This window comes from Bacillus sp. FSL M8-0063 (genome assembly GCF_038005545.1).
Lineage (GTDB): Bacteria > Bacillota > Bacilli > Bacillales > Bacillaceae_G > Bacillus_A > Bacillus_A wiedmannii.
Window position 1 is genome coordinate 2,480,922 of the sequence record NZ_JBBOTJ010000001.1, and the last position, 20,632, is coordinate 2,501,553.

Consider the following 20,632-nt stretch of genomic DNA (forward strand, 5'->3'; position numbering starts at 1 on the left):
ATAAAGAGAGCGAGGTTTTTCATCATTTATTATTGACCTTTGTACATTGCATCTACTTGTTTTTGAAGTTCTTCATTTTCTAAGAACTCATCGTAAGTAGCCTCTTTATCAATTACACCGTTTGGCGTTACTTCGATAATGCGGTTTGCAATTGTTTGTACGAACTGATGGTCATGAGATGTGAATAACATTGTACCTTTGAATGCGATTAAACCGTTGTTTAATGCAGTGATAGACTCAAGGTCTAAGTGGTTCGTTGGATCATCAAGTGTGATTACGTTCGCACCACTTAACATCATTTTAGATAGCATACAACGAACTTTTTCGCCTCCAGATAATACAGAAACGTTCTTCTTAACTTCTTCACCTGAGAATAACATACGGCCTAAGAAACCACGTAAGAAGCTTTCTGACTCATCTTGTGGAGAGAATTGGCGTAACCAATCAACTAAGTTGGAGTCACTGTTCTCAAAGTATTTAGAGTTATCTCTTGGGAAGTAAGATTGAGATGTTGTAACGCCCCATTTGAATGAACCGCTATCTGGCTCCATTTCACCCATAAGGATTTTAAATAATGTTGTCATCGCAATATCGTTACGACCGATAAATGCAACTTTATCACCTTTATTTAAAGTGAAGTACACATTATCTAACACTTTTTCACCATCAATTGTTTTAGAAAGACCTTCAACAGTTAATAAGTCATTTCCTATTTCACGCTCAGGTGTAAAGCCAACAAATGGGTAACGACGTGACGATGGTCTAATATCATCTAATGTAATTTTATCTAATAATTTTTTACGAGAAGTTGCTTGTTTCGCTTTAGATGCGTTTGAGCTAAAGCGTGCAATGAAGTTTTGTAACTCTTTTACTTTCTCTTCTTTTTTCTTATTAGCATCTTGTGTTAATTTTAAAGCTAATTGGCTTGACTCATACCAGAAGTCATAGTTACCAACATAAAGTTGAATTTTACCGAAATCAAGATCAGCCATGTGCGTACAAACTTTATTTAAGAAGTGACGGTCATGGGATACAACGATTACTGTATTTTCAAAGTTCATTAAGAAGTTTTCTAACCATTGAATCGCTTTTAAGTCCAAGTGGTTGGTAGGCTCATCTAGTAATAGAATGTCAGGTTTACCAAATAATGCTTGAGCAAGTAATACTTTTACTTTCTCTGCACCAGTTAATTCTGACAATTTCTTATCATGAACATCTTCACCAATACCTAAACCTTTAAGAAGGATTGCAGCTTCTGATTCTGCTTCCCAACCGTTAAGCTCAGCGAACTCACCTTCAAGTTCAGCAGCACGCATACCATCTTCATCACTAAAGTCTTCTTTCATGTAAATGGCATTTTTCTCTTGCATTACTTTGTAAAGTTGCGTGTGACCCATAATTACTGTTTCTAATACTGGGAACTCTTCATATTCGAAGTGATTCTGTTTTAATACTGCTAGACGCTCACCTGGCGTAATATGTATATCACCTGTTGATTGTTCGATTTCACCAGATAAAATCTTTAGAAATGTTGATTTACCCGCACCGTTTGCTCCGATTAAACCGTAGCAGTTACCTGGCGTGAATTTTATGTTAACATCTTCAAATAATTTGCGATCCGCAAAACGCAAACTAACGTTACTTACTGTAATCATTTGTGTCCTCCTACTAATACCGCTTATTTCAGCGTTTTCTCACCGATTGTCTTAAAAAATCGCATATTACGACTCAATTATTGTAGACTATAGCTATTATATAGTAGAAGATGGATGAATAGCAACGGTTGATTGCTATTCATCCCTTTTCTACCTTGAATAAAAAGAAAGAAGACCTAGAAAAAGTTAAGAAATATTATGATGAATTAGGAAATTCTGCTCCTATGTTATTCTCTCATACACACGCAAAAGGCAATTTTCTTTTACAAATGAATGGAGATATGAAAGATGAAGAATTTGCAAAATATATAGACGTGATGGACAAGTTTATTAAATAAGAAAAATCCCCTTTTAAAAGGGGATTCTTTTATTTTCTTTTACTTAATTTCTTCGTATAATGCTTCATTTTACTCGTTAACCCTATTAATGCAGGTAACAATATTGGCATCACAATGATAGCTAATAGTAACAGTGCAACACCAACAACAGATGCTACTTGTATAAGTGTCAATACACCTGAAGGGATTAATGCAGCAAATGTACCACCTAAAATAAGTGCCGCTGATAATACGACTCCTCCTATGTGACGAGATGCATTTACAATTTTCGTTGCGGGGTCCCCTTCTAGCTCATTGTATCGCATCATTACAAAAATGCTATAATCCACACCTAAAGCGACAATCATAATAAAACTAAAGAATGGTACATTCCAGCTTAATGACTCTACATTTAGTAAGTGTGCACTAATTTGTTCACTTATGCCAAGTGATGCAAAATAAGCTAATATTAAAGATCCAATAATGAAGATTGTATTTAAAAATGACCGTGTAATAATGAGTAATACAATCGCAATTCCAATTAACATAATTGTAGCTGTACGTAAGAAATCTTGGCCTGTTACTTCTTTTAAATCAACATTTCTAGCTGTTGTGCCGCCGATTGCTTTTTTCACCGATTTTAATTCTGTACCATTTAACGTACCGTCTATCGTTTTATTAATTTCTTCAATGATTGGCATTGCTTCTTTTGAATACGGATTTACGTCTAAAATGATTGTCATTTTAGCAGTCTTTCTATCTTGTGACATGTACGTATTCAATGCTTTTTGGAAATCTTCCCCCTCTAAAACTTCTTTTGGTATATAAAATTTCGCAGAGCTTTTTGATTCATTTAGTTCTCCTAAATATTTTTGAGCATCTCCTAGTCCGTTACTTACCTTTTCAAGCCCTTCTGTACTTTTAGATAATCCTGATTGTAATTGCCCCATCTGTTCTTGCAAGTCTTTCAGCCCGGTTAATAACTGGCCTTGCCCATCATTTATTTTTGTTAATCCGGTTTGTAACTCAGATGACTTGTTCGCAATTTGTTTTGAGCCTGAAGCACCTTCATTTAATCCATTTTTAAGATCAGCTGCTCCTTTTTGTAACTTAGTAACTCCATCGCTCATTTCTTTTAAGCCGTTATCCACTTTCGATAACGATTGATTTGCTTCTTTAAATGAACCCATCGCCGCTTTATGTTGCGTTGCTAATTGGTTTAATTCATTTGAAAGCCCACCTAATTGCTTTTGAGCCTCTTTAGCGATCCCTATCGTTTGCAGTATGTTCGGATCATTTGCTAATTCTGGTTTCGTTTGAATGAAATTGGTCATTAATATGTCAATTTGTTCATAGCCTTTTTTCGCCCCATCAATCGCTTGAGAAATACTTCCGAAGTATTGATCGTAGGAACTTAAACCTTTTTCTAACTGCGAATAACCAGCATGAAGTTGTGACGTTGCATTAGATAGAACATTTATATTTTCATTTACTGAGGTTAATCCACTCTCAATTCGCTGCGCACCTTGTGCTCCGTTGTTTATACCACTTGAAAGTTGATTTAAAGCTGTTCCTAATGCTGTTACACCATTTTTCGCTTCCGTTGTTCCATCAATTAATTTTTGAACGTTTGCAAGACTATTTGAATCTTTACTACCCATTTTATCTTTTGCAGTAGTTAATCCATCATTAATTTCATTTATACCACCATTCGCATCTCCTAAACCTGTATTCAGTTCTCCCGCTTGTTTATTTATATATAGTTCTTTTATCCTTTCACCGGTTGGACGCGTCGGTGAATATACTTCTGAAACACCTTTCACTTTCAAAATCTTATCAGTTAGTTCGTCTAAAGTTTGCAGCGAACTCGCCTCATCTAACTTGTTATCTGATTGAATGACTAACGTACTTGGTGAAGAGAAACCAGGTGGAAAATGCTCTTCTATTACGTTAATCCCCATTTTCGACTCATATTTATTATCTACTTCAAATAAATCATTGTAATTTAATGTGTTAGAGTATTTCATTACGAAAGGAATCGATATCACAAATACGATGATTAAAGCTGCGAATGGTCTTACTACTGAGTTTTTCGCAAGAAATCCCCATAAACGACTATCCTCATGACCTTTAAATGTTTTAACTGGATAAAACATTCCTTTTCCTAAAAGCACCATAAAAAATGGATTTAACGTAGTTAATACGAGTAATAATACTGCGACACCAATTGCTACCGCTGAAGTAGATTGATATAATTTAAAACTCGCTAAAGCAAGAGATGCAAAACCAATTAGTACTGCTATCCCACTATATAAAACGGTTTTCCCTGCTGATTTAAACGTTTCTTTCGTAGCCAAAAATGAATTCTCTTGTTTACTTAATTCTTCTTTAAATCTTGTATATAATAAAATGTTATAGTCTGTTCCAACCCCAAACAGGACAACGACTACAAACACTTGTGTAAAGTTAGAAAACGGAAAATTAAATTGATCTACTAAATGGGCAATAATCCCCATTGAAACTAAATATGATACACCAACAGTAAGAAGAGAAACAATCGGAACAATTGGCGAACGAAATACAATGATTAATACAACTAGAATGAAAATGATAGAAATAACTTCTGTCTTCTTCACTCCCTCTTGAGAGGAAGTAAGAAAATCACCAGCTATTAAATCACTTCCTGTTAAGTACGTTTTTACCCCTTTCGTTTGCACTTTTTTATGAAGCCCATTTGCAACTTTTGATATTTCACCATTTTTTTTATCTACTGAGATTTGCGTTAAAATGGTCGTATTGTCTTTAGATATCAACTGTTTTTCCAAATCTTTATTATCTAAATGTGAAACAACTTCCTTAATTCCTAATTGCTCTTTTTCATTTTGTAAAGCATGGATTGTTTTTACGATTTCCTCTTTTTGCTCAGTTGTTAAAGCTGTTTTACTTCCACTATTAAAAACAGCTATAATTTCATACTTTTCAGTCCCGTCTTTATCCATCTCTTTTATCATCTTGTCAGCAATACTACTTTGTTCTGTATTAGGAATCGTAATGTGCCCTTTTTCTTTCACTAATTTATCCATATTAGGCATCGTTACGATCATTGCAATAGTAATAACTATCCATAATAGAAAAGATAAACTTCTCCAATTTTTCAGCTTACTCATTTTAATCATCTCCCATTTTGAAAATTAAAAGGGAATGAATATTCATTCCTATCCTTTTAAAAATACTTTTTTCGGAATGAACGTTCATTCCTATCATTATATTACATTATTTTTTAAACTTTATTAAACTACCTTTTCCGGAATGAATGTTCATTCCTGTTGTTACACAAATATCCTCTCCTACTCTCATGTTTTAAATCTATTCAGGAATGAATATTCATTCCTATACTTATTAGCTATAGAATCAAATGATTCTAATAGCGTTCCAAGAACTTTCTTCCAATTCTTTTACTAATTCTTTTGAGTATTCTAATTGCCCTGTTGCAATTACCTTCGTTAGTTTTTCTAGCGGTTGATATACAATAATAATTAAAGCAACTGGAGGCAATGGACGAAGAAAACCTTTTGCGATTCCATCTTCAATAATATTCATAAAGAAGCCTATAAAATCTTCAAATATTTTCTTACTTTGTTCATCAAGAAAATAACTATCACAGTGAGAATTTGTAAATAAAAAAGCATCCACATTGTTTCTCGCAAATTCAAATAAACGGTTGTACGTATGACTAAACTGTTCACGAATATTTGCTTCAACAGGAAAATCCGTTTTTATCATTTCAGAAAGCTCTAACATACTTTTTGAAAATAATGAGTTAACAAGTGCCTCTTTATTTTCAAAATAGCGATAAATAGTACCCGCACCGACTTTTGCCTTTTCAGCAATCATTGGAATTGTCGTACCATCGTAACCACGCTCTGCGAAAAGTTTCATCGCAGCATCAAAAATATCCTCTTGTTTGTTTTTAGCCATTTTTTCCACCTCTATTTTCAGGAATGAAAATTCATTCCGTTTTTAATTATAAATTACATGGATTAAAAGTCAAGTGCGTGACCAGTATCGGTTCGGTTTTTAATCCCTTGTTTGTGAAAAAATTATATCAGCGATTTTCAAGATATATCGATTTACCGACAAAAACTGACAGTGTAATTTGAAGCCGTCCCAAAATTTTATTTGGGACAGCTCAATTTCCTATTTATAACTTAAAAGAAATCATAAATAAATGCTTTACGTACTGGAACTATATTCTCAAACGCTCGTATTTCCTCTTCACTTCCGCTAATTAATTCTAGTTCATTAAGTTGTAACGGACGTTTGTATCCAAACATTATTGTAGATAATGCATTTATATCTAGACTAATTCCTTTATCCTTTATTTCTTCTTCTATAATTGTTATTTCATGATTTGCAAGCCTCACTGTAACGTTATTCCACGGTGCAAATGAATCTGTAATATGTAAAATCACTTCTTGCTGTGCATTGTTCCAATTCAACTCATATTGTTTTAAGAACTGCTCCACATCTACAATTCTGCCCATAAAATATGGCTTTATTTCTGCTTTCACGCGTGGCTCTTGCAGTGTATATAATAACGGTTCGTTTTCAATTACTGTCATTTCAAGTTCTTTAATCATAGAATCATGCTGACAAATAAAGTTCCACAGACCATTTCGCGCTTCATTATGCAGTGGAACAAATTCTTCTACTGTCATTTTATAGTTTTCTATTTTATATAGCATGTAGCCAGCTGCCGTTTTATTTTTATCGTAATAAATCGCTAATGTTAAATCATCATAAACAGCTTGTAACCACCATTTTTCATCGCGAACTAGCATACCGGAAAAATGTTCTGCAAATGTTTCATAAATCTTTTCGACCTCTTCTGGGTGATTTTCTTTATTGAAACGTTTCACAGTACCATTTACTTGTTTTTTCATAACTAAATCACTCTTTGTCATATGACATACAAAGAGATTCGCACAAAGTTCCCAGCCGTATTTACGGTAAAATGAAACAGCAAATGGATGTAGCATTGATACTGTATATCCGTCATTTTTCATCGTTTGAAGTGAGTGTTGAAGTAATTCTTTTACATATCCGCTTCTTCTATACTCTGGATACGTCGCTACCCCTGCAACGCCTCCCATTTTAAATTTCTCTTTGCCTATGTATATATGAAACGGAATAAGATGCAGTTTTGCTGCTACATCTTCACCTTCCATAATACCGTATATTTCATGACTTTCTTTCATCTTTGTAAGTTGTTGCTGCAATCGTTCCCCATCAACTTTATATTGAAAAGCGTATTCCGATAAGCGTAATGCTTCTCTAAATCTATCTTCTTTTAATTGTATAACGTTCATCTATTTCTCCTCCATTCCTTGTTTGAATTGTACCATAATTCTCAATATTCTGGTGCGGTGAATGAAATTATATGGACTTAACGACACGAATCCAATATAAAAAGCAGATACATCCGGTATCTGCTTTTTATTACTTTATTTTGCTAACTTTCGAAGTTCTTCGAAGAATGTAGGATATGATACGCCTACTGCTTCTGCGTCTTCAATTGTTGTTTTTCCTTCTGCTAGACAGCCCGCAATTGCAAGCATCATTCCAATGCGGTGATCACCGTAACTATTTACTGTATTGCCTTTTAGTGCTGATTTCCCGTAAATAATCATGCCGTCATCAGTTGCTTCTATGCGAGCTCCTAGTTTCGTTAACTCCGCAACGACTGTATCGATACGGTTTGTTTCTTTTACTTTTAATTCGTGCGCATCTTTAATTACTGTAATTCCTTCTGCTTGCGTTGCTGCTAAGGCGATAACAGGAATTTCATCGATTAATCTTGGGATAATATCTCCGCCAATTTCGATTCCTTTTAATGAAGATGTTTCAATTGTAATATTTGCAGCTGGTTCTGATGCTCCTTCGTTAATTGGCTCTACAGTGAACGTAGCACCCATTTCCTCTAAAACATCAATGATCCCTGTACGAGTTGGATTCATCCCTACATTTTGTAATACTAGTTTACTATTTGGAATGGTTGCGCCCGCTACTAAGAAGAATGCTGCTGACGATACGTCACCTGGCACTTGAACGTCTGTTGCTGTTAACTTTTGTCCACCTGCAAGTTTCACTGTTTTTCCCTCACGAATTACTTTAACTCCAAAGGCTTCAAGCATTCTTTCCGTATGATCGCGTGAAATATGTGGTTCTGTAACAGCTGTTACACCTTCTGCTCGAAGTCCTGCAAGTAAAATAGCTGACTTTACTTGCGCACTTGCTACAGGTGAAGTGTATTCAATTGCTTTTAAATCTCCACCACGTATTGTTAACGGTGTAAACGTCCCTTCTTCGCGGCCATCAATGTTTGCACCCATTTGTTTTAATGGATTTGTAACACGTTTCATCGGTCTTTTTGCGATAGATGCATCACCTTGTACGCAAGAGAAAAATGGTGTATTTGCCAAAATTCCTGACATTAAACGTATTGTTGTACCAGAATTACCAACATCTAATACAGCTTTCGGTTCTTGTAAGCCTTCTAATCCTTTACCAACTACAGTGACTTCATCACCGTTTTGCACGATTTCTACTCCCATTTCTTTAAAGCAAGAAATTGTACTTAAACAGTCTGCACCGGGCAAGAAACCTTTAATCGTTGTTTTTCCTTCTGCAATCGCGCCGAACATGACAGCGCGGTGTGAAATGGATTTATCTCCTGGAATTGTAATAATACCATTTAATCCGTTATTAACAGGTTCTATTGTTCTTTCCTTCATGTTTTCACCTTCTCATTTAAATTGTTTCATAAGTTTGGTATTTTTCTTCTCCAAGCGCTAGCTTTGCTTTCATACGATCTTCTTCTCTTTGGAAGCTAATACGTAATACCCCAAGCAACCCTTCACGCGCTTCTAATATTTGCAAGTTCGTAATACTAATTTCTTCGCGTGCCAAAATACTCGTAATATGAGCCAATGCCCCTACTTTATCTAAAACATCGACGTATAAGTCGTGATAGGCAGGAATTGCCCCTCTCTTTCGTACTGGTAAAGAGTCACGGTATTCTTTCGCGTCTGCAAAATAGGTTTGAATCTCGCCTGCATCTCCAGTAGAAACTGTGTCATATAAATCTTCCATTTCAGAGATCCACTCTTTTAATAATACCATTAAATGCTCGCGATTTTGCTTAACAATATCACTCCACATTTTTGGGCTACTAGATGCGATACGTGTAATATCTTTAAACCCTCCCGCAGCTAGTTGATGAATGAGCGGATTATCTCCTGCATGTTTCTCCACTTGCTTTACTAATCCAGCTGCGATAAGATGCGGAAAATGACTAACGATCCCTGTTACATAATCATGTTCCTCTGTATTTAGAACGAGAAAATGAGATCCTGTTCCTTGTAACCAACGCTTTAGTTCTTCCACATGTTCATTTGGCACATGATTCATCGGCGTTAAAATATAAAATGCATTTTCAAATAAATGTGCTTTTGCACTTTCAACTCCCGTTTTATGAGAACCTGCCATCGGATGTCCACCAATGAAAGAAACTTCCTTTGAAAATAAAGCTTCCGCTTCATTCATGATCGTCCCTTTTGTACTACCAACATCTGTTACAATAACATCTTCCCGTAAATGAAATGACGCTAATTTGTGTAATAACTTCTTCGTTTCTTCAACTGGAGAAGCAAACACAATTAAATGTGCCTCTTCACATGCATGCTGTAAATCTACTGCTACTTCATCTACTACGTGTAATTCTTTTGCACGCTCTACTTGTTCTTGAAATATATCATAACCTGTTATCGTTACATCGTGCTCTTTCTTAATTGCTAATGCGAGAGAGCCTCCTATTAAACCTGTTCCAATTAATACTACCTTTTTACGCATTTGCCTCATCTCGAGACTTTCTTTTTTTATTTTCAAAGTGTTGTTTTAACACTGAAATCACTCCTTCATTTTGCTCCCTTGTTCCGACTGTAATACGGACACCATTCTGGAACGGACGTATAATAAACCCTGCGTGTGCACAAGCTTCATAAATCTCTCCAGCATTCTCAACTGGCAAGAAGATGAAATTGGTTTGCGATGGATAAAATGGAATTTCATTTTCCTTACAAAAGCTCTCGTATTTTTGTAATCCCTCTGTATTCACACGAACTATTTCTTCAATAAACTCATTATCACCAAAAGCAATCGTCGCTGCTTTTTGCGCTAATGAAGATACGTTAAATGGCAAACGTACGACATTTAATTTCTCGATTAACTCTTCTTGTCCAATCGCATATCCAACGCGGAAAGAAGCTAATCCGTACGCTTTAGAAAATGTTCTAAGTACAAGAATATTTTTATGTTTTTCTAAAAGCGGTAATGTCTCCGGGAAATCTTTTGCTGTTACGTATTCATAGTACGCTTCATCAATGACAATTAACGTATTTTCACTAATACCTTCAATAAATCGAGTCAAATTTCGATCATTCACATATGTGCCTGTCGGGTTGTTCGGATTACAAATCCATACGATTTTCGTATTATTATTTATTGCTGACGAAATTTCGTCTAAATCGTATACACCGTTATTTAAAGGGATTTCTTTCACTTCACAACCTTCAATAATTGCATGATGACGGTACTGCGGGAATGTTGCACCAGCCGTTACGATGTTATCTCCTGCTTTAAGTACTGCACGGCTTATTATTTGAATGACTTCGTCTAAACCACTACCGCAAAGTATTTGTTCCATTTGGACATGTAACTTATCTGCAATTGTTTGACGGAGCGTTGTAGCACCTCCGTCAGGATATAAAGCATGTTCCAACCACGATTTTTGCAACTCATCTAAAACACGTGGTGAACAGCCGAACGGATTTTCATTTGATGCTAATTTCACAAATGAATGATCTCCGTATACTTCTTTCATTTGTTCAGGTGATTTACCTGGTTTATATGGTTGTAATGATGATAGCTGATCTTTTACTTGCATGTTAAAACCACCTTTTTATTAAAATTCTTTTGCGTATTTGTTATGTTGCGTAATGTTTTGCTGAATTAAATCCATACGATCTTTTCCGAATTGTTCGACTAGTGCATGTGCAAGTTCCCATGCTACAACAGATTCAGCTACTACACCTGCTGCTGGTACTGCACAACTATCAGATCTTTCAATACTCGCTTGGAATGCTTCTTTCGTATCAATGTCAACACTTGCTAACGGTTTATATAATGTAGGTATTGGCTTCATAACACCTCTTACGACAATTGGCATTCCTGTTGTCATACCGCCTTCTAAACCACCGGCATTATTCGTTTTTCTCGTGTATCCATTTTCTTCATCCCATAATATTTCATCGTGCACTTTACTTCCTGGCTGTCTTGCTGCTTCAAAACCAACGCCAATTTCAGCACCTTTAAATGCATTAATACTCATAATTGCACCAGCAAGTTTTGCATCTAATTTACGATCGTAATGAACGTAACTACCAACGCCAATTGGCATACCTTCTGCAATGACTTCAACAATACCGCCGATTGAATCCCCACTACTTTTAGCGTTATCTATCGCATCCATCATCTCTTGTTCTACTTCTTTATCTAAACATCGAACTGGTGAATTTTCAGTAATCGTTTGAATTTCTTCTATTGGTAAGTTTGAAATTCGTTTCGCTTGTACCCCACCAATTTCAAGAACATGCCCTGCAATTTCTACGCCTAATTCTTTCAAAATTTGTTTCGCAACTGCACCAGCAGCTACACGAACTGTTGTTTCTCTTGCAGATGAGCGCTCTAGTACGTTTCTTATATCACGATGTCCATATTTAATTGCGCCGTTTAAATCCGCATGTCCTGGACGTGGTTTTGTAATTGTACGTTTCATATCTTTACTTTCTTTTTCCGAAATTGGCTCTGCACCCATTACTTTCGTCCAATGTTTGAAATCATCATTTTTAACGATTAACGTTATTGGTGAGCCAAGTGTCATCCCATGACGAACACCACTTACAATTTCAACTGTATCAGTTTCTATTTGCATGCGTCTTCCGCGTCCGTGCCCTTTTTGTCTTCTTAATAATTCTTTATTAATATGTTCCGCTGTTAATGTTAAACCTGCTGGTACACCTTCTAAAATAACTGTTAACTGCGGTCCATGTGATTCTCCAGCTGTAATGTATCTCATTTCTCTTGCCCCTTTACTATTTTTTTGTACAAAAAAGTCCCTACTGAGCGCTCAGTAGGGACGATGTTTATCGCGGTACCACCCTAGTTGTAGACAACTATCGTCTACCTCTCTTCTTCTGTAACGATCGTTTGACCGTCTTTCCCTCCAAAAGTTGGCGGAAAAGATGCTCCAAGGCTGTAATTCATGCTTATCTTTGTACTGATTCACACCGACCATCAGCTCTCTTTAACAGTGAGATAAGCACTACTGTTTCCTCTTCAGCGCATATATGATATGGAATTAAGATAATTTATTTTTGAAACCTTTTAACTCATCCATGAATCTATGGAATTCTGGAATATCCATTTGTTGTGCAGAATCTGATAATGCAACCGCTGGGTCTGGGTGTACTTCAGCCATTACTGCATCTGCGCCAATTGCAAGTGCTGCTTTCGCTGTTGGTAATAATAAATCTCTGCGTCCAGTTGAATGCGTTACGTCAACGATTACTGGTAAATGTGTTTCTTTCTTTAAAATCGGTACTGCTGAAATGTCTAATGTGTTACGTGTCGCTCTTTCGTATGTGCGGATACCACGCTCACATAGAATAATTTGGTCGTTACCTTGTGCAATGATGTACTCAGCTGCGTTAATGAACTCATCAATTGTTGCTGCTAATCCACGTTTTAGTAATACTGGCTTGTTAACTTTACCTACAGCTCGTAATAAATCGAAGTTTTGCATGTTACGTGCGCCAACTTGAATGACATCAACGTAGTCTAGCGCCATTTCAACATCGTTCGGATTTAAGATTTCACTAATGATCGCTAAGTCGAACTCATCTGCTACTTGGCGTAAAATTTGTAATCCTTCTACTCCTAAACCTTGGAAATCGTATGGAGATGTTCTCGGTTTGAAAGCACCACCGCGCATTAATTTTAGACCTTGGTCTTTCATCGCTTGCCCTACTTGGCGAACTTGCTCTAAGCTTTCTACCGCACAAGGTCCCATGATGAACGTTTGTGTTCCATTTCCAATCAATTCACCTTTTACATTAACGATTGTGTTTTCTTGTTTCTTTTTACGTGATACTAGTAATGCTTTACGGTTATCATCTTCTTGTAATTCTAAGCTAGCTTTGAAGATTGTTTTGAAAATGTGTTGAACTGTTGACGTTTCGAATGGTCCTTCGTTATGCTCTGCGATCATGTCAAGTACTTCACGCTCACGTACTGGATCAAAACGTTTCGTACCTTGTACTTGCTTCTGTTCCCCAATTTTTTGAACGATTTCACCACGTTTGTTTAAAAGGTGTAATAGTTGTAAGTTAATTTCATCTACCTGTTTACGTAATTGATCTAATTCATGATTTGCCATTTGGAAATCCTCCTCTAATGTTTTAAAAGTATAGTAAGAGAATGAAAAATTCTCTATTTTCTGAACTGATAAATTATACAAATTTTAAGTGGAATCGATACCTCTTCTTATTTTAAACGAATATTTACTATAAGGACACTATCGACTAGATAAAAACCCACTTTTTTGTACAAAAAATCCCTACTGATCCAATCAGTAGGGACGATATTTATCGCGGTACCACCCTAGTTGTAGACTTCTTTCGTCTACCTCTCTTCATTGTTAACGATCATCTGACCGTCTTTCCCTTCATAAAGACAATACTATCTTTATTACGAAAAAGATGCTCTAGGACTGTAATTCGCTCTTGTTTTTGTACTGGTTCACACCAACCACCAGCTCTCTGTTACAGGGAAACAACAACTACTGCTTTTCCTTTCAACGCATATATATTTAATTTTCAAGTTGGACCACTAAAATACAAAAAGTCCCTACTGAATAAATCAGTAGGGACGATATTTATCGCGGTACCACCCTAGTTGTAGACTAACTTTCCGTCTACCTCTCTTCACTGTTAACGATCAATTGACCGCTTTTTCTTCATAAAGACAATACTATCTTTACTACGAAAAAGATGCTCCAAGACTGTAATTCATGATTATCCCTGTACTGGTTCACACCAACCACCAGCTCTCTGTTACAGTAAGACTAACCACTACTGTGATCTCTTCATTGCACTTTGTTTATTCAAATGTTTTTGAAATTGAATAAGTATGATTCGTATTATAGAACGCTTTTCAAAACACTGTCAACAACTTTTTATATTTTTTTTAAAATTCCACTTCCGTCCTACATTTCTTCTTGTAAATTCTCCATAACAATTCCGATGCGAATTATCTCATTATCTATTGCATTTAATACATATTTTTCTACTCCATACTGGATTAATATTTCTTTTATTTGAATAATTTCAGTTTCAAGTAAATCAGCTTCCTGAAGCGTTTGTAGTAAAGTGAAAAATACATTTGCATACAATTCTTTATACATTTTTATACTCTCTGTCTTTTCAAGTATTTCATTAAACAACTGTTTTAACTCCGTTTGATTCCCTTTTCCAAGCACATCTGAAAATGTTTTTATTATAGATAATCCTCTTTCTACTATTTCATCCATAAATAAAATAATACGCAAAAGCATTACATATTCTCTAGCTGTGATTTCACCCATTTTCGGTCGCTCCCGCAAAAATACACTGAGCCAAGATGCCCAAAATTTTTGTTGTTCTTTTGCACTTAGCGTTTTTACGTAATAGCATAAAAACTGCATAAATTTAATTTTATTTTCTTCATTTTCTTGTATAAGTAACGGGTATAACCAATCTGTTTTTTGCTCCCAATACAGTACACATTTAATAAATACAAAACTGAGCCATTTCAAGAAAGATTCCCTCGTATGCGGATGTAATACTTCCAAATGTTCTACTGCATACTTAATAAATCGTTTCATTTCTGTAAATAAAGGTAAATTGATTTGCGTGTAACATAAGCCTGCCCATGCATATTTCGTAATCTCATTTTCTTTCTTTAAATCTAAGCACGGTAACAAATATTTTCGGCACCATTGCTTCTCAATATGATAAAGAAATGTAATATCTGCTACTAAACGAGCTAACATAAAATTTGTCCGTTCTTTACTAACTCTTACTTGTTCTTCAAATAAAAATAAATATTCATATACATTACGATCGTATAAATGATCATATGATAACAATTTTAATAATACAGCTGTCATTTTCCCAACAGGATGCTGGATGGATTCATTGTAAAAGTCTTGTTTTCCAAGCTTAAAATCTGTATCACTTTTCATTACTTGAGGGAATACCGAAAAAGCAAAACGTTTCACACTGCGTATACTAGTTTCCTCTAACTCTTCTAATCGATTACTAATTTCATATAGAAAGCTACTAATTAACCAATGAAAAGCAGTATTTCTAACAAATTTCTGTAATAGCGGAATTACTTTTTGGATTTGTTCATTTGTCAATCCTCGGTTATTTCGCCACTCTCTAATACAAACAAACCATACTTCATTACTTATTTCGTGCATACCAACTAATTGATAGGCAAATGAAATACTCCATTCTGTATTCAACTTACATGCTTTCGATAACATCTCTAAAAAATGGCGTTGTTCAAAAACACCATCTTGAGAAAATTGACGAACTTGCTTCATAATTTCATCGTCTTTCAACTGCAATAATCCATCAGCAGTTACATTACAAGTAATACTTTGATCTACCGTCTCTTTCTTTTGTACACTATATCGATCAGAATGAAAGTGAGGATGTTTTTGCTGCATTAACTCATAACCTTTTGCTGTAGATGGACTATTCGAATCACAAGTGAATAATAAATCTAAAACTAAACAAGCATCAAATGCTCTCTCCTCTGCAAGGTCCTTCAATACAATTTGAATAACCTCTTCCTTTGTTTTTTCTAAAGAGAGTGCGAAATAATTTTTTATAAGTTGAAAAACTTCGTGTTTATACGTGACATCTAAAAGAAGTCCTTCCTGTAACAACCATTTCATTTTGGCATCGGCACTAACGAATATATTTTTATTCATCGCATCAATTGCAATTCGGTTCTGAAGCATGCTGTTTGCTTCTATCATTTCTGTAATATAATAATTTGCTTTTTTTTCATTATTTTCACACAAATAGGCTAAACACTCTTTTACAATTTGAATTAAAAATGCAAGATCATTTTGCTGAAACTCTTTTTCAACATTTTCCTTATCCTTTTTTTTCAGTGCCGTTTGTCGTAGTGATAACATTCGCATCTTCTCTATTCCCATCGTCATAATTGGTACGGCGTAATAGGAAATATGAGGTTTCATCTTCTCATTCCAAATTTGCTCCACATAAGAAAATGTAGACACTGGTAAACGACTCGATTCCTCAAGTTCTATTGATTCTTGTGTATCATTTCCCCATTTTCTCTCCCGCTTTAACTTAAGCTTTCCATCCAAAATAAACGTTAGTAATAATAAAGCAATCTCTTTATGCTCAGGAAAAGAACATTTTTGGAGTAAGTAAGAAATTTTTTCAATTGATTTACTATCTTTTTCAGCTGTTTCTAGTAAAAGAAGTGTCCATCTTGCAAACAACAACGGGTCCATTTTAATTTTCGTTTCGTTTAAGTAGCTACAAATTGTTCTCCATAATAACGGAGATAGTTTAGAATGATTTTTAAAAATTAATTGAAATAATTCTTTTTGATGACTAAAAAGAAATTGTTCCACCAACCATTCTGCAAGTAATTCATCTACCTCATTATCGTTTGATGTAACTAAAAATAAATTTTGTAATTTCCCTTCTGCTTCAAGCCATTCCACCCATTCATAATCATGAGTAAATTCAACAAAGTAGCGGACTGTTTCAATTTTTTTTATGGATTGTTTTATGTATGATAATTGTTCCTGCTCTACTGACGGTGGAACTGTTACTATGTCACGAATCCGCATTCGTTTTGTAATATAATTATCTCCCATTAATTCCGCCCATCGCTTCACTGCTTTAACAAGAGATTGATGATTATTACCTTTATTCGGGTATACAATCGGCCGTATTCCTAAGTGCTCCCAATGGTACGTATTTTCCCCTTGCGCAACAAATGCATAACGCCTTGTACTTGGTGGTAAACCAGTTGCTAAATATTTCATTACTGGATCATTATGGCTATATCCAACGAATAAAACGGTATAATTCGAGAATAAATCAACTAAAAATCTTCTTGCCCATCCTTCCGTCAAGTAAGCCCTTCCAAAATCACCATCTGTTAATATTAATGCTTCTTTCTCTTGTTCTATATTGCCATGTATGTAGGCGAGTCCTTTAAACGCTCTACCTGTAGGTAACGCAGGTGCGTAATATACGTTTAATTCTCTATTCATTTCTTTCATCGCAGTTGTAAAATGCCGATCAAAATTTGTCGTTACAATGCGGACTTCCGTATCTAAAGGAAACAATCTCGGAATCGCATAATGAAGAGGATTCGGCTTTGATTTTTCAATATGAACTAAATCTCTTGCAACTTGATGTATATCTTTTGTTTTCGCAATTTTACCAAGATAATAATCATGAGGTTCTGTTATTTCACGCGTTTCTACATATAACGTTTTCGCAATCTCATCAACTAGATCATCAAAATTCGGTAAGTTTGATTTCCCTTTCATAGAAACTCCCGCTCCAACAAATAGTACTAACTTTCCTTGTTCAAGATGATCAATTAACTCCTCTGGAATTTCTACTTCTGAAGTAATCCACATCATGGATTCCCCCTTACCTAAAAATGTCATATACTCTCATTTTACTATAACATTTTTTCTTTGTTTTTTTAATATTTAGACAAAAATCGAACATGAAAAAGTTTTATGTAAATATATTTGTTACAATGTATGAACTCCTAAATTTATTGTAAAACTATGTATAAATCGGAGGTGTAAATATTGAATGGTTTTACTGTAGTTCTTATTAAGTTTATATCGTGCATTATCGCATTTAGTATCGGACTCGCTTTATTTTTCCCTGCAACGTTCGTCCAAATTATTTCATTTAGTCTCTTTGTTACAATCGTATCCTATATGTTCGTCGATAAAATCATATTAAACCGAATAGGCAATACCGGTGCCATTATGTCGGATTTCTTACTAACGTATTTAAGCGTATGGATTTTCGGTAATATTTTATTAGACAATTACATGCAAATTGCATGGGGTAGTTTCCTTTCCGCTACTGTCTTTACATTATCTGAAGTAATCGTTCATCGCTTTTCTAACTCACACACAAGGCACCAAAATGATAACATTCATATTAATCGCCGCTTTGCATATGGTACGGAATTTGCTGAAGAGCAGAATATATTGGATAAAGATAAGAATAAGAAGAAATGACATTTTGATGCAGGAGCGCCCTTTTTAATTATGTGGTGCTCCTTTTTTATGTATTCATTATGGTACGTGAAATTATAAGAACGATGTTTTCAAGATATCGTTCTTATAATAAAAAACTGCCTCTTATTTAGAGGCAGTCACTTTCAAATCTTTTAACGCAACAACATTAGCAAACGCTCCAAACACTACATTATGATGCTTTACAATGTCTTCCGCACGTAACACGTCTGTATGAAACGTACTATGTGCATCACTCACTAACGTTACTTTATACCCTTCACTAAACGCTCTTCGCGTTGTCGTATCCACACAGTACTCTGTTTGCATTCCTGAAATAATAACGTGTTCAATGCCTTTTTCTTGTAATACTTCATTTAAGTTCGTCTTATAGAATGAATCTGGCGTCGTCTTTTCAATGATACTGTCCCCTTCTTGCGGGGCAATTACCTCATGCACTTTCCAACCAGCTGTACCTTTTTCTAACGGATGATCTTTTGGCCCGTTATGCTGTACAAAAATAACTGGAATATCATTTGAACGACATTCCCCAATAAGCTCTTGCAATATTTCTAAAAACTTTTCCCCATTATGTACTGGCATTCCTGCTGTATACATACCTGCTTGCACATCAATTACTATTAAAGCTTTTTTCATTTCGCGCAGCTCCCTTTGTTTGTATTCTATCATCCAACAATCTTCTAATTTCCCCTCATGCAGCTCATGTTCCTTTAATATCTTCACTTTTTTAAAGCCGCATTTTTCATAACATTTTATCGCACGTCCATTATTTACTTTCGGATCCATCGCGATTGCTTCTGCTCCCGTGTTCTCCATAATATAAGTAATTGCTGCCTGAACGAGTTTCGTTCCAATTCCTTTTCCCCAATAATTCGGTTCTCCGATAAATTGATCCATTCCCCATACATTTTGTGATTCTTCATAGCCATATAATGTTTTCCACTCAGAATCAACTGGATACATTTGAATATAACCGATTGGCATATCATCAAACTCTATTAAGCATCTTTTTTCATGACTATTTGGATTATGTATAAAATGATCCAGTACCATTTCTACAGATTGCGGATTATCTCGCCCTTCGTAATACTGTAGAACTTTTGGGTCTGTTAACCATTTTGAAATGATTGGTGCATCCTCTTCTATTACGTATCTAATCGATATATTATCTTTTTGAAATAGCATATAGTACCTCTTTTTAATTATTTATATTTTTTCTTTTTTTAAAATCTTTCATTGCACCTATTAGTACGTATGGTAACAATGTAATCATAAAAAGAGCAGTAAACAAATTAAAATGAGGGATTTCATATGGAGTGAACCATTCCGTAAAAAATTTGGAATGTAAAATTCTACTTAAAAATTCCCCACTTGGTTTAAAATTTGGTGCCCATCCAGTAACCTCACAAATAATAAACAACAATTGAACAATAATAAATGCCCCTAGATAGCGAAACCATGTCCGTTTCAAAATCGGCTGCGCCTTATTTAATTTATGTTCCATCTAGCTCCCACCTTTTTACTTCCATCCTATTAATTATACACTTTTCACGGTTTATTTGTTAAAATTTTCTATATAATCATTCGTGCTGGGGGAATACATTATGTCTAATCCTATCCTTAAATCAACATTAATCATTCTTAGAGGAAACTCCGCAAGTGGTAAAACAACAATCGCAAAGCAACTACAAGAACATTTCGGAAAAGGTACACTTTTCGTATCACAAGATGTTGTACGTAGAGATATGCTTAGGGTACATGATACGATGGGTAATTTATCACATGATTTACTATTTGAAATTACAAAATACGGAAAAGGAAAATGTGAATTTGTTATTTTAGAAGGCATTTTAAACAGTCGTAGATACGGTGAAATGTTGAAAGAATTAATACATTTTTTTGAAGGAAACGTCTATACATATTACTTTGATTTATCGTTAAAAGAAACGATTCGACGACATACTACAAGGGACAAACGGCATGAATTTGGTGAGGATTCCCTACAAAAATGGTATAATCCGCACGATACAATTGAAGTTACTAGAGAAACTATTTTTACAGATAACTTCACGCAAAAAGATATATTTGATGCAATTCTTACTGATGTTGCAATCAAAAAACAAGACTAACATAATCTGTTAGTCTTATTTTCTTTA

General features: G+C 35.0%; 14 protein-coding genes, 2 pseudogenes and 3 other annotated features. Of the genes and pseudogenes, 3 read left to right on the forward strand and 13 right to left on the reverse strand.

The annotated features are described in order from the left end of the window. Positions 1-29: 29 nt before the first annotated feature. Entirely contained in the window at positions 30-1,655 is a 1,626-nt protein-coding gene (locus MKX31_RS12570; protein WP_000633871.1) for an ABC-F family ATP-binding cassette domain-containing protein, read from the reverse strand. 164 nt (positions 1,656-1,819) lie between these two features. Here MKX31_RS12570 and MKX31_RS12575 point away from each other — a divergent pair. Further along, positions 1,820-1,993: pseudogene (locus tag MKX31_RS12575) on the forward strand (stress protein); the annotation flags it as partial. A 29-nt stretch (positions 1,994-2,022) separates the two neighbouring features. On the opposite strand, the gene MKX31_RS12580 reads toward MKX31_RS12575, so the two are convergent. The 9 genes from MKX31_RS12580 to MKX31_RS12620 all read right to left on the reverse strand — a co-directional run bounded on the left by MKX31_RS12580 (position 2,023) and on the right by MKX31_RS12620 (position 17,834). Next, positions 2,023-5,139: an MMPL family transporter gene (locus MKX31_RS12580; protein WP_064475605.1), complete on the reverse strand. Its 3,117-nt coding sequence runs from the start codon at positions 5,137-5,139 to the stop codon at positions 2,023-2,025. A gap of 244 nt (positions 5,140-5,383) precedes the next feature. Next, a complete protein-coding gene (locus MKX31_RS12585; protein ID WP_001107298.1) occupies positions 5,384-5,950 on the reverse strand; it encodes a TetR/AcrR family transcriptional regulator in 567 nt (188 codons plus the stop codon). A gap of 230 nt (positions 5,951-6,180) precedes the next feature. Next, entirely contained in the window at positions 6,181-7,341 is a 1,161-nt protein-coding gene (locus MKX31_RS12590) for a GNAT family N-acetyltransferase (RefSeq protein ID WP_064475606.1), read from the reverse strand. Between the two features lie 135 nt (positions 7,342-7,476). Further along, the gene (gene aroA / locus MKX31_RS12595; protein ID WP_340980932.1) at positions 7,477-8,766 is read right to left on the reverse strand and encodes a 3-phosphoshikimate 1-carboxyvinyltransferase; all 1,290 of its coding nucleotides are present in this window, start codon (positions 8,764-8,766) and stop codon (positions 7,477-7,479) included. 16 nt (positions 8,767-8,782) lie between these two features. Next, positions 8,783-9,883, reverse strand: coding sequence for a prephenate dehydrogenase (gene tyrA / locus MKX31_RS12600; RefSeq protein WP_001228147.1), 1,101 nt, complete (start codon positions 9,881-9,883; stop codon positions 8,783-8,785). Beyond that, positions 9,876-10,976 (reverse strand): histidinol-phosphate transaminase, encoded by a 1,101-nt coding sequence (hisC, locus tag MKX31_RS12605; protein WP_340980933.1) that lies wholly within the window; start codon positions 10,974-10,976, stop codon positions 9,876-9,878. Before hisC ends, tyrA begins: the two co-directional genes overlap by 8 nt. An 18-nt stretch (positions 10,977-10,994) precedes the next feature. Next, the gene (aroC, locus tag MKX31_RS12610) at positions 10,995-12,167 is read right to left on the reverse strand and encodes a chorismate synthase (protein WP_001269422.1); all 1,173 of its coding nucleotides are present in this window, start codon (positions 12,165-12,167) and stop codon (positions 10,995-10,997) included. 53 nt (positions 12,168-12,220) lie between these two features. Further along, positions 12,221-12,440: a binding site (T-box leader), on the reverse strand. A 9-nt stretch (positions 12,441-12,449) separates the two neighbouring features. Beyond that, positions 12,450-13,526 carry a bifunctional 3-deoxy-7-phosphoheptulonate synthase/chorismate mutase gene (locus tag MKX31_RS12615; protein WP_001273578.1) on the reverse strand — a complete coding sequence of 359 codons (1,077 nt, stop codon included), beginning with the start codon at positions 13,524-13,526 and terminating at the stop codon, positions 12,450-12,452. Between the two features lie 194 nt (positions 13,527-13,720). Then, positions 13,721-13,956: a binding site (T-box leader), on the reverse strand. Positions 13,957-14,010: 54 nt separating this feature from the next. Continuing rightward, positions 14,011-14,247, reverse strand: a binding site (T-box leader). 107 nt (positions 14,248-14,354) lie between these two features. After that, positions 14,355-17,834 carry a DUF4020 domain-containing protein gene (locus tag MKX31_RS12620; protein WP_340980934.1) on the reverse strand — a complete coding sequence of 1,160 codons (3,480 nt, stop codon included), beginning with the start codon at positions 17,832-17,834 and terminating at the stop codon, positions 14,355-14,357. A 180-nt stretch (positions 17,835-18,014) separates the two neighbouring features. Here MKX31_RS12620 and MKX31_RS12625 point away from each other — a divergent pair, with 180 nt between their 5' ends. Further along, positions 18,015-18,458, forward strand: a complete 444-nt coding sequence (locus MKX31_RS12625) for a YndM family protein (RefSeq protein WP_098101510.1) — start codon at positions 18,015-18,017, stop codon at positions 18,456-18,458. 123 nt (positions 18,459-18,581) lie between these two features. On the opposite strand, the gene MKX31_RS12630 is transcribed toward MKX31_RS12625, so the two are convergent. From MKX31_RS12630 to MKX31_RS12640, 3 genes and pseudogenes are all read right to left on the reverse strand, one after another. Beyond that, positions 18,582-19,112: a cysteine hydrolase family protein gene (locus tag MKX31_RS12630; protein ID WP_064475973.1), complete on the reverse strand. Its 531-nt coding sequence runs from the start codon at positions 19,110-19,112 to the stop codon at positions 18,582-18,584. 15 nt (positions 19,113-19,127) lie between these two features. Beyond that, a pseudogene (locus MKX31_RS12635) lies at positions 19,128-19,661 on the reverse strand (GNAT family N-acetyltransferase); the annotation flags it as partial. A gap of 13 nt (positions 19,662-19,674) precedes the next feature. Further along, entirely contained in the window at positions 19,675-19,980 is a 306-nt protein-coding gene (locus MKX31_RS12640; RefSeq protein WP_098101506.1) for a YfzA family protein, read from the reverse strand. A gap of 100 nt (positions 19,981-20,080) precedes the next feature. Between MKX31_RS12640 and MKX31_RS12645 the strand changes: the two genes are divergently transcribed. Further along, on the forward strand, positions 20,081-20,605 hold the full coding sequence (locus MKX31_RS12645; protein WP_064475613.1) for a kinase: 525 nt from the start codon (positions 20,081-20,083) through the stop codon (positions 20,603-20,605). Positions 20,606-20,632 lie beyond the last annotated feature (27 nt).

Excerpts from the sequence above, each read along its gene's own strand:
- MKX31_RS12645 (WP_064475613.1), top strand. The coding sequence starts at position 20,081 with ATGTCTAATCCTATCCTTAAATCAACATTAATCATTCTTAGAGGAAAC.
- MKX31_RS12615 (WP_001273578.1), bottom strand. The coding sequence starts at position 13,526 with ATGGCAAATCATGAATTAGATCAATTACGTAAACAGGTAGATGAAATT.
- MKX31_RS12620 (WP_340980934.1), bottom strand. The coding sequence starts at position 17,834 with ATGTGGATTACTTCAGAAGTAGAAATTCCAGAGGAGTTAATTGATCAT.
- MKX31_RS12630 (WP_064475973.1), bottom strand. The coding sequence starts at position 19,112 with ATGAAAAAAGCTTTAATAGTAATTGATGTGCAAGCAGGTATGTATACA.
- MKX31_RS12585 (WP_001107298.1), bottom strand. The coding sequence starts at position 5,950 with ATGGCTAAAAACAAACAAGAGGATATTTTTGATGCTGCGATGAAACTT.
- aroA (WP_340980932.1), bottom strand. The coding sequence starts at position 8,766 with ATGAAGGAAAGAACAATAGAACCTGTTAATAACGGATTAAATGGTATT.
- MKX31_RS12590 (WP_064475606.1), bottom strand. The coding sequence starts at position 7,341 with ATGAACGTTATACAATTAAAAGAAGATAGATTTAGAGAAGCATTACGC.
- MKX31_RS12570 (WP_000633871.1), bottom strand. The coding sequence starts at position 1,655 with ATGATTACAGTAAGTAACGTTAGTTTGCGTTTTGCGGATCGCAAATTA.
- aroC (WP_001269422.1), bottom strand. The coding sequence starts at position 12,167 with ATGAGATACATTACAGCTGGAGAATCACATGGACCGCAGTTAACAGTT.
- MKX31_RS12640 (WP_098101506.1), bottom strand. The coding sequence starts at position 19,980 with ATGGAACATAAATTAAATAAGGCGCAGCCGATTTTGAAACGGACATGG.
- hisC (WP_340980933.1), bottom strand. The coding sequence starts at position 10,976 with ATGCAAGTAAAAGATCAGCTATCATCATTACAACCATATAAACCAGGT.
- MKX31_RS12580 (WP_064475605.1), bottom strand. The coding sequence starts at position 5,139 with ATGAGTAAGCTGAAAAATTGGAGAAGTTTATCTTTTCTATTATGGATA.
- tyrA (WP_001228147.1), bottom strand. The coding sequence starts at position 9,883 with ATGCGTAAAAAGGTAGTATTAATTGGAACAGGTTTAATAGGAGGCTCT.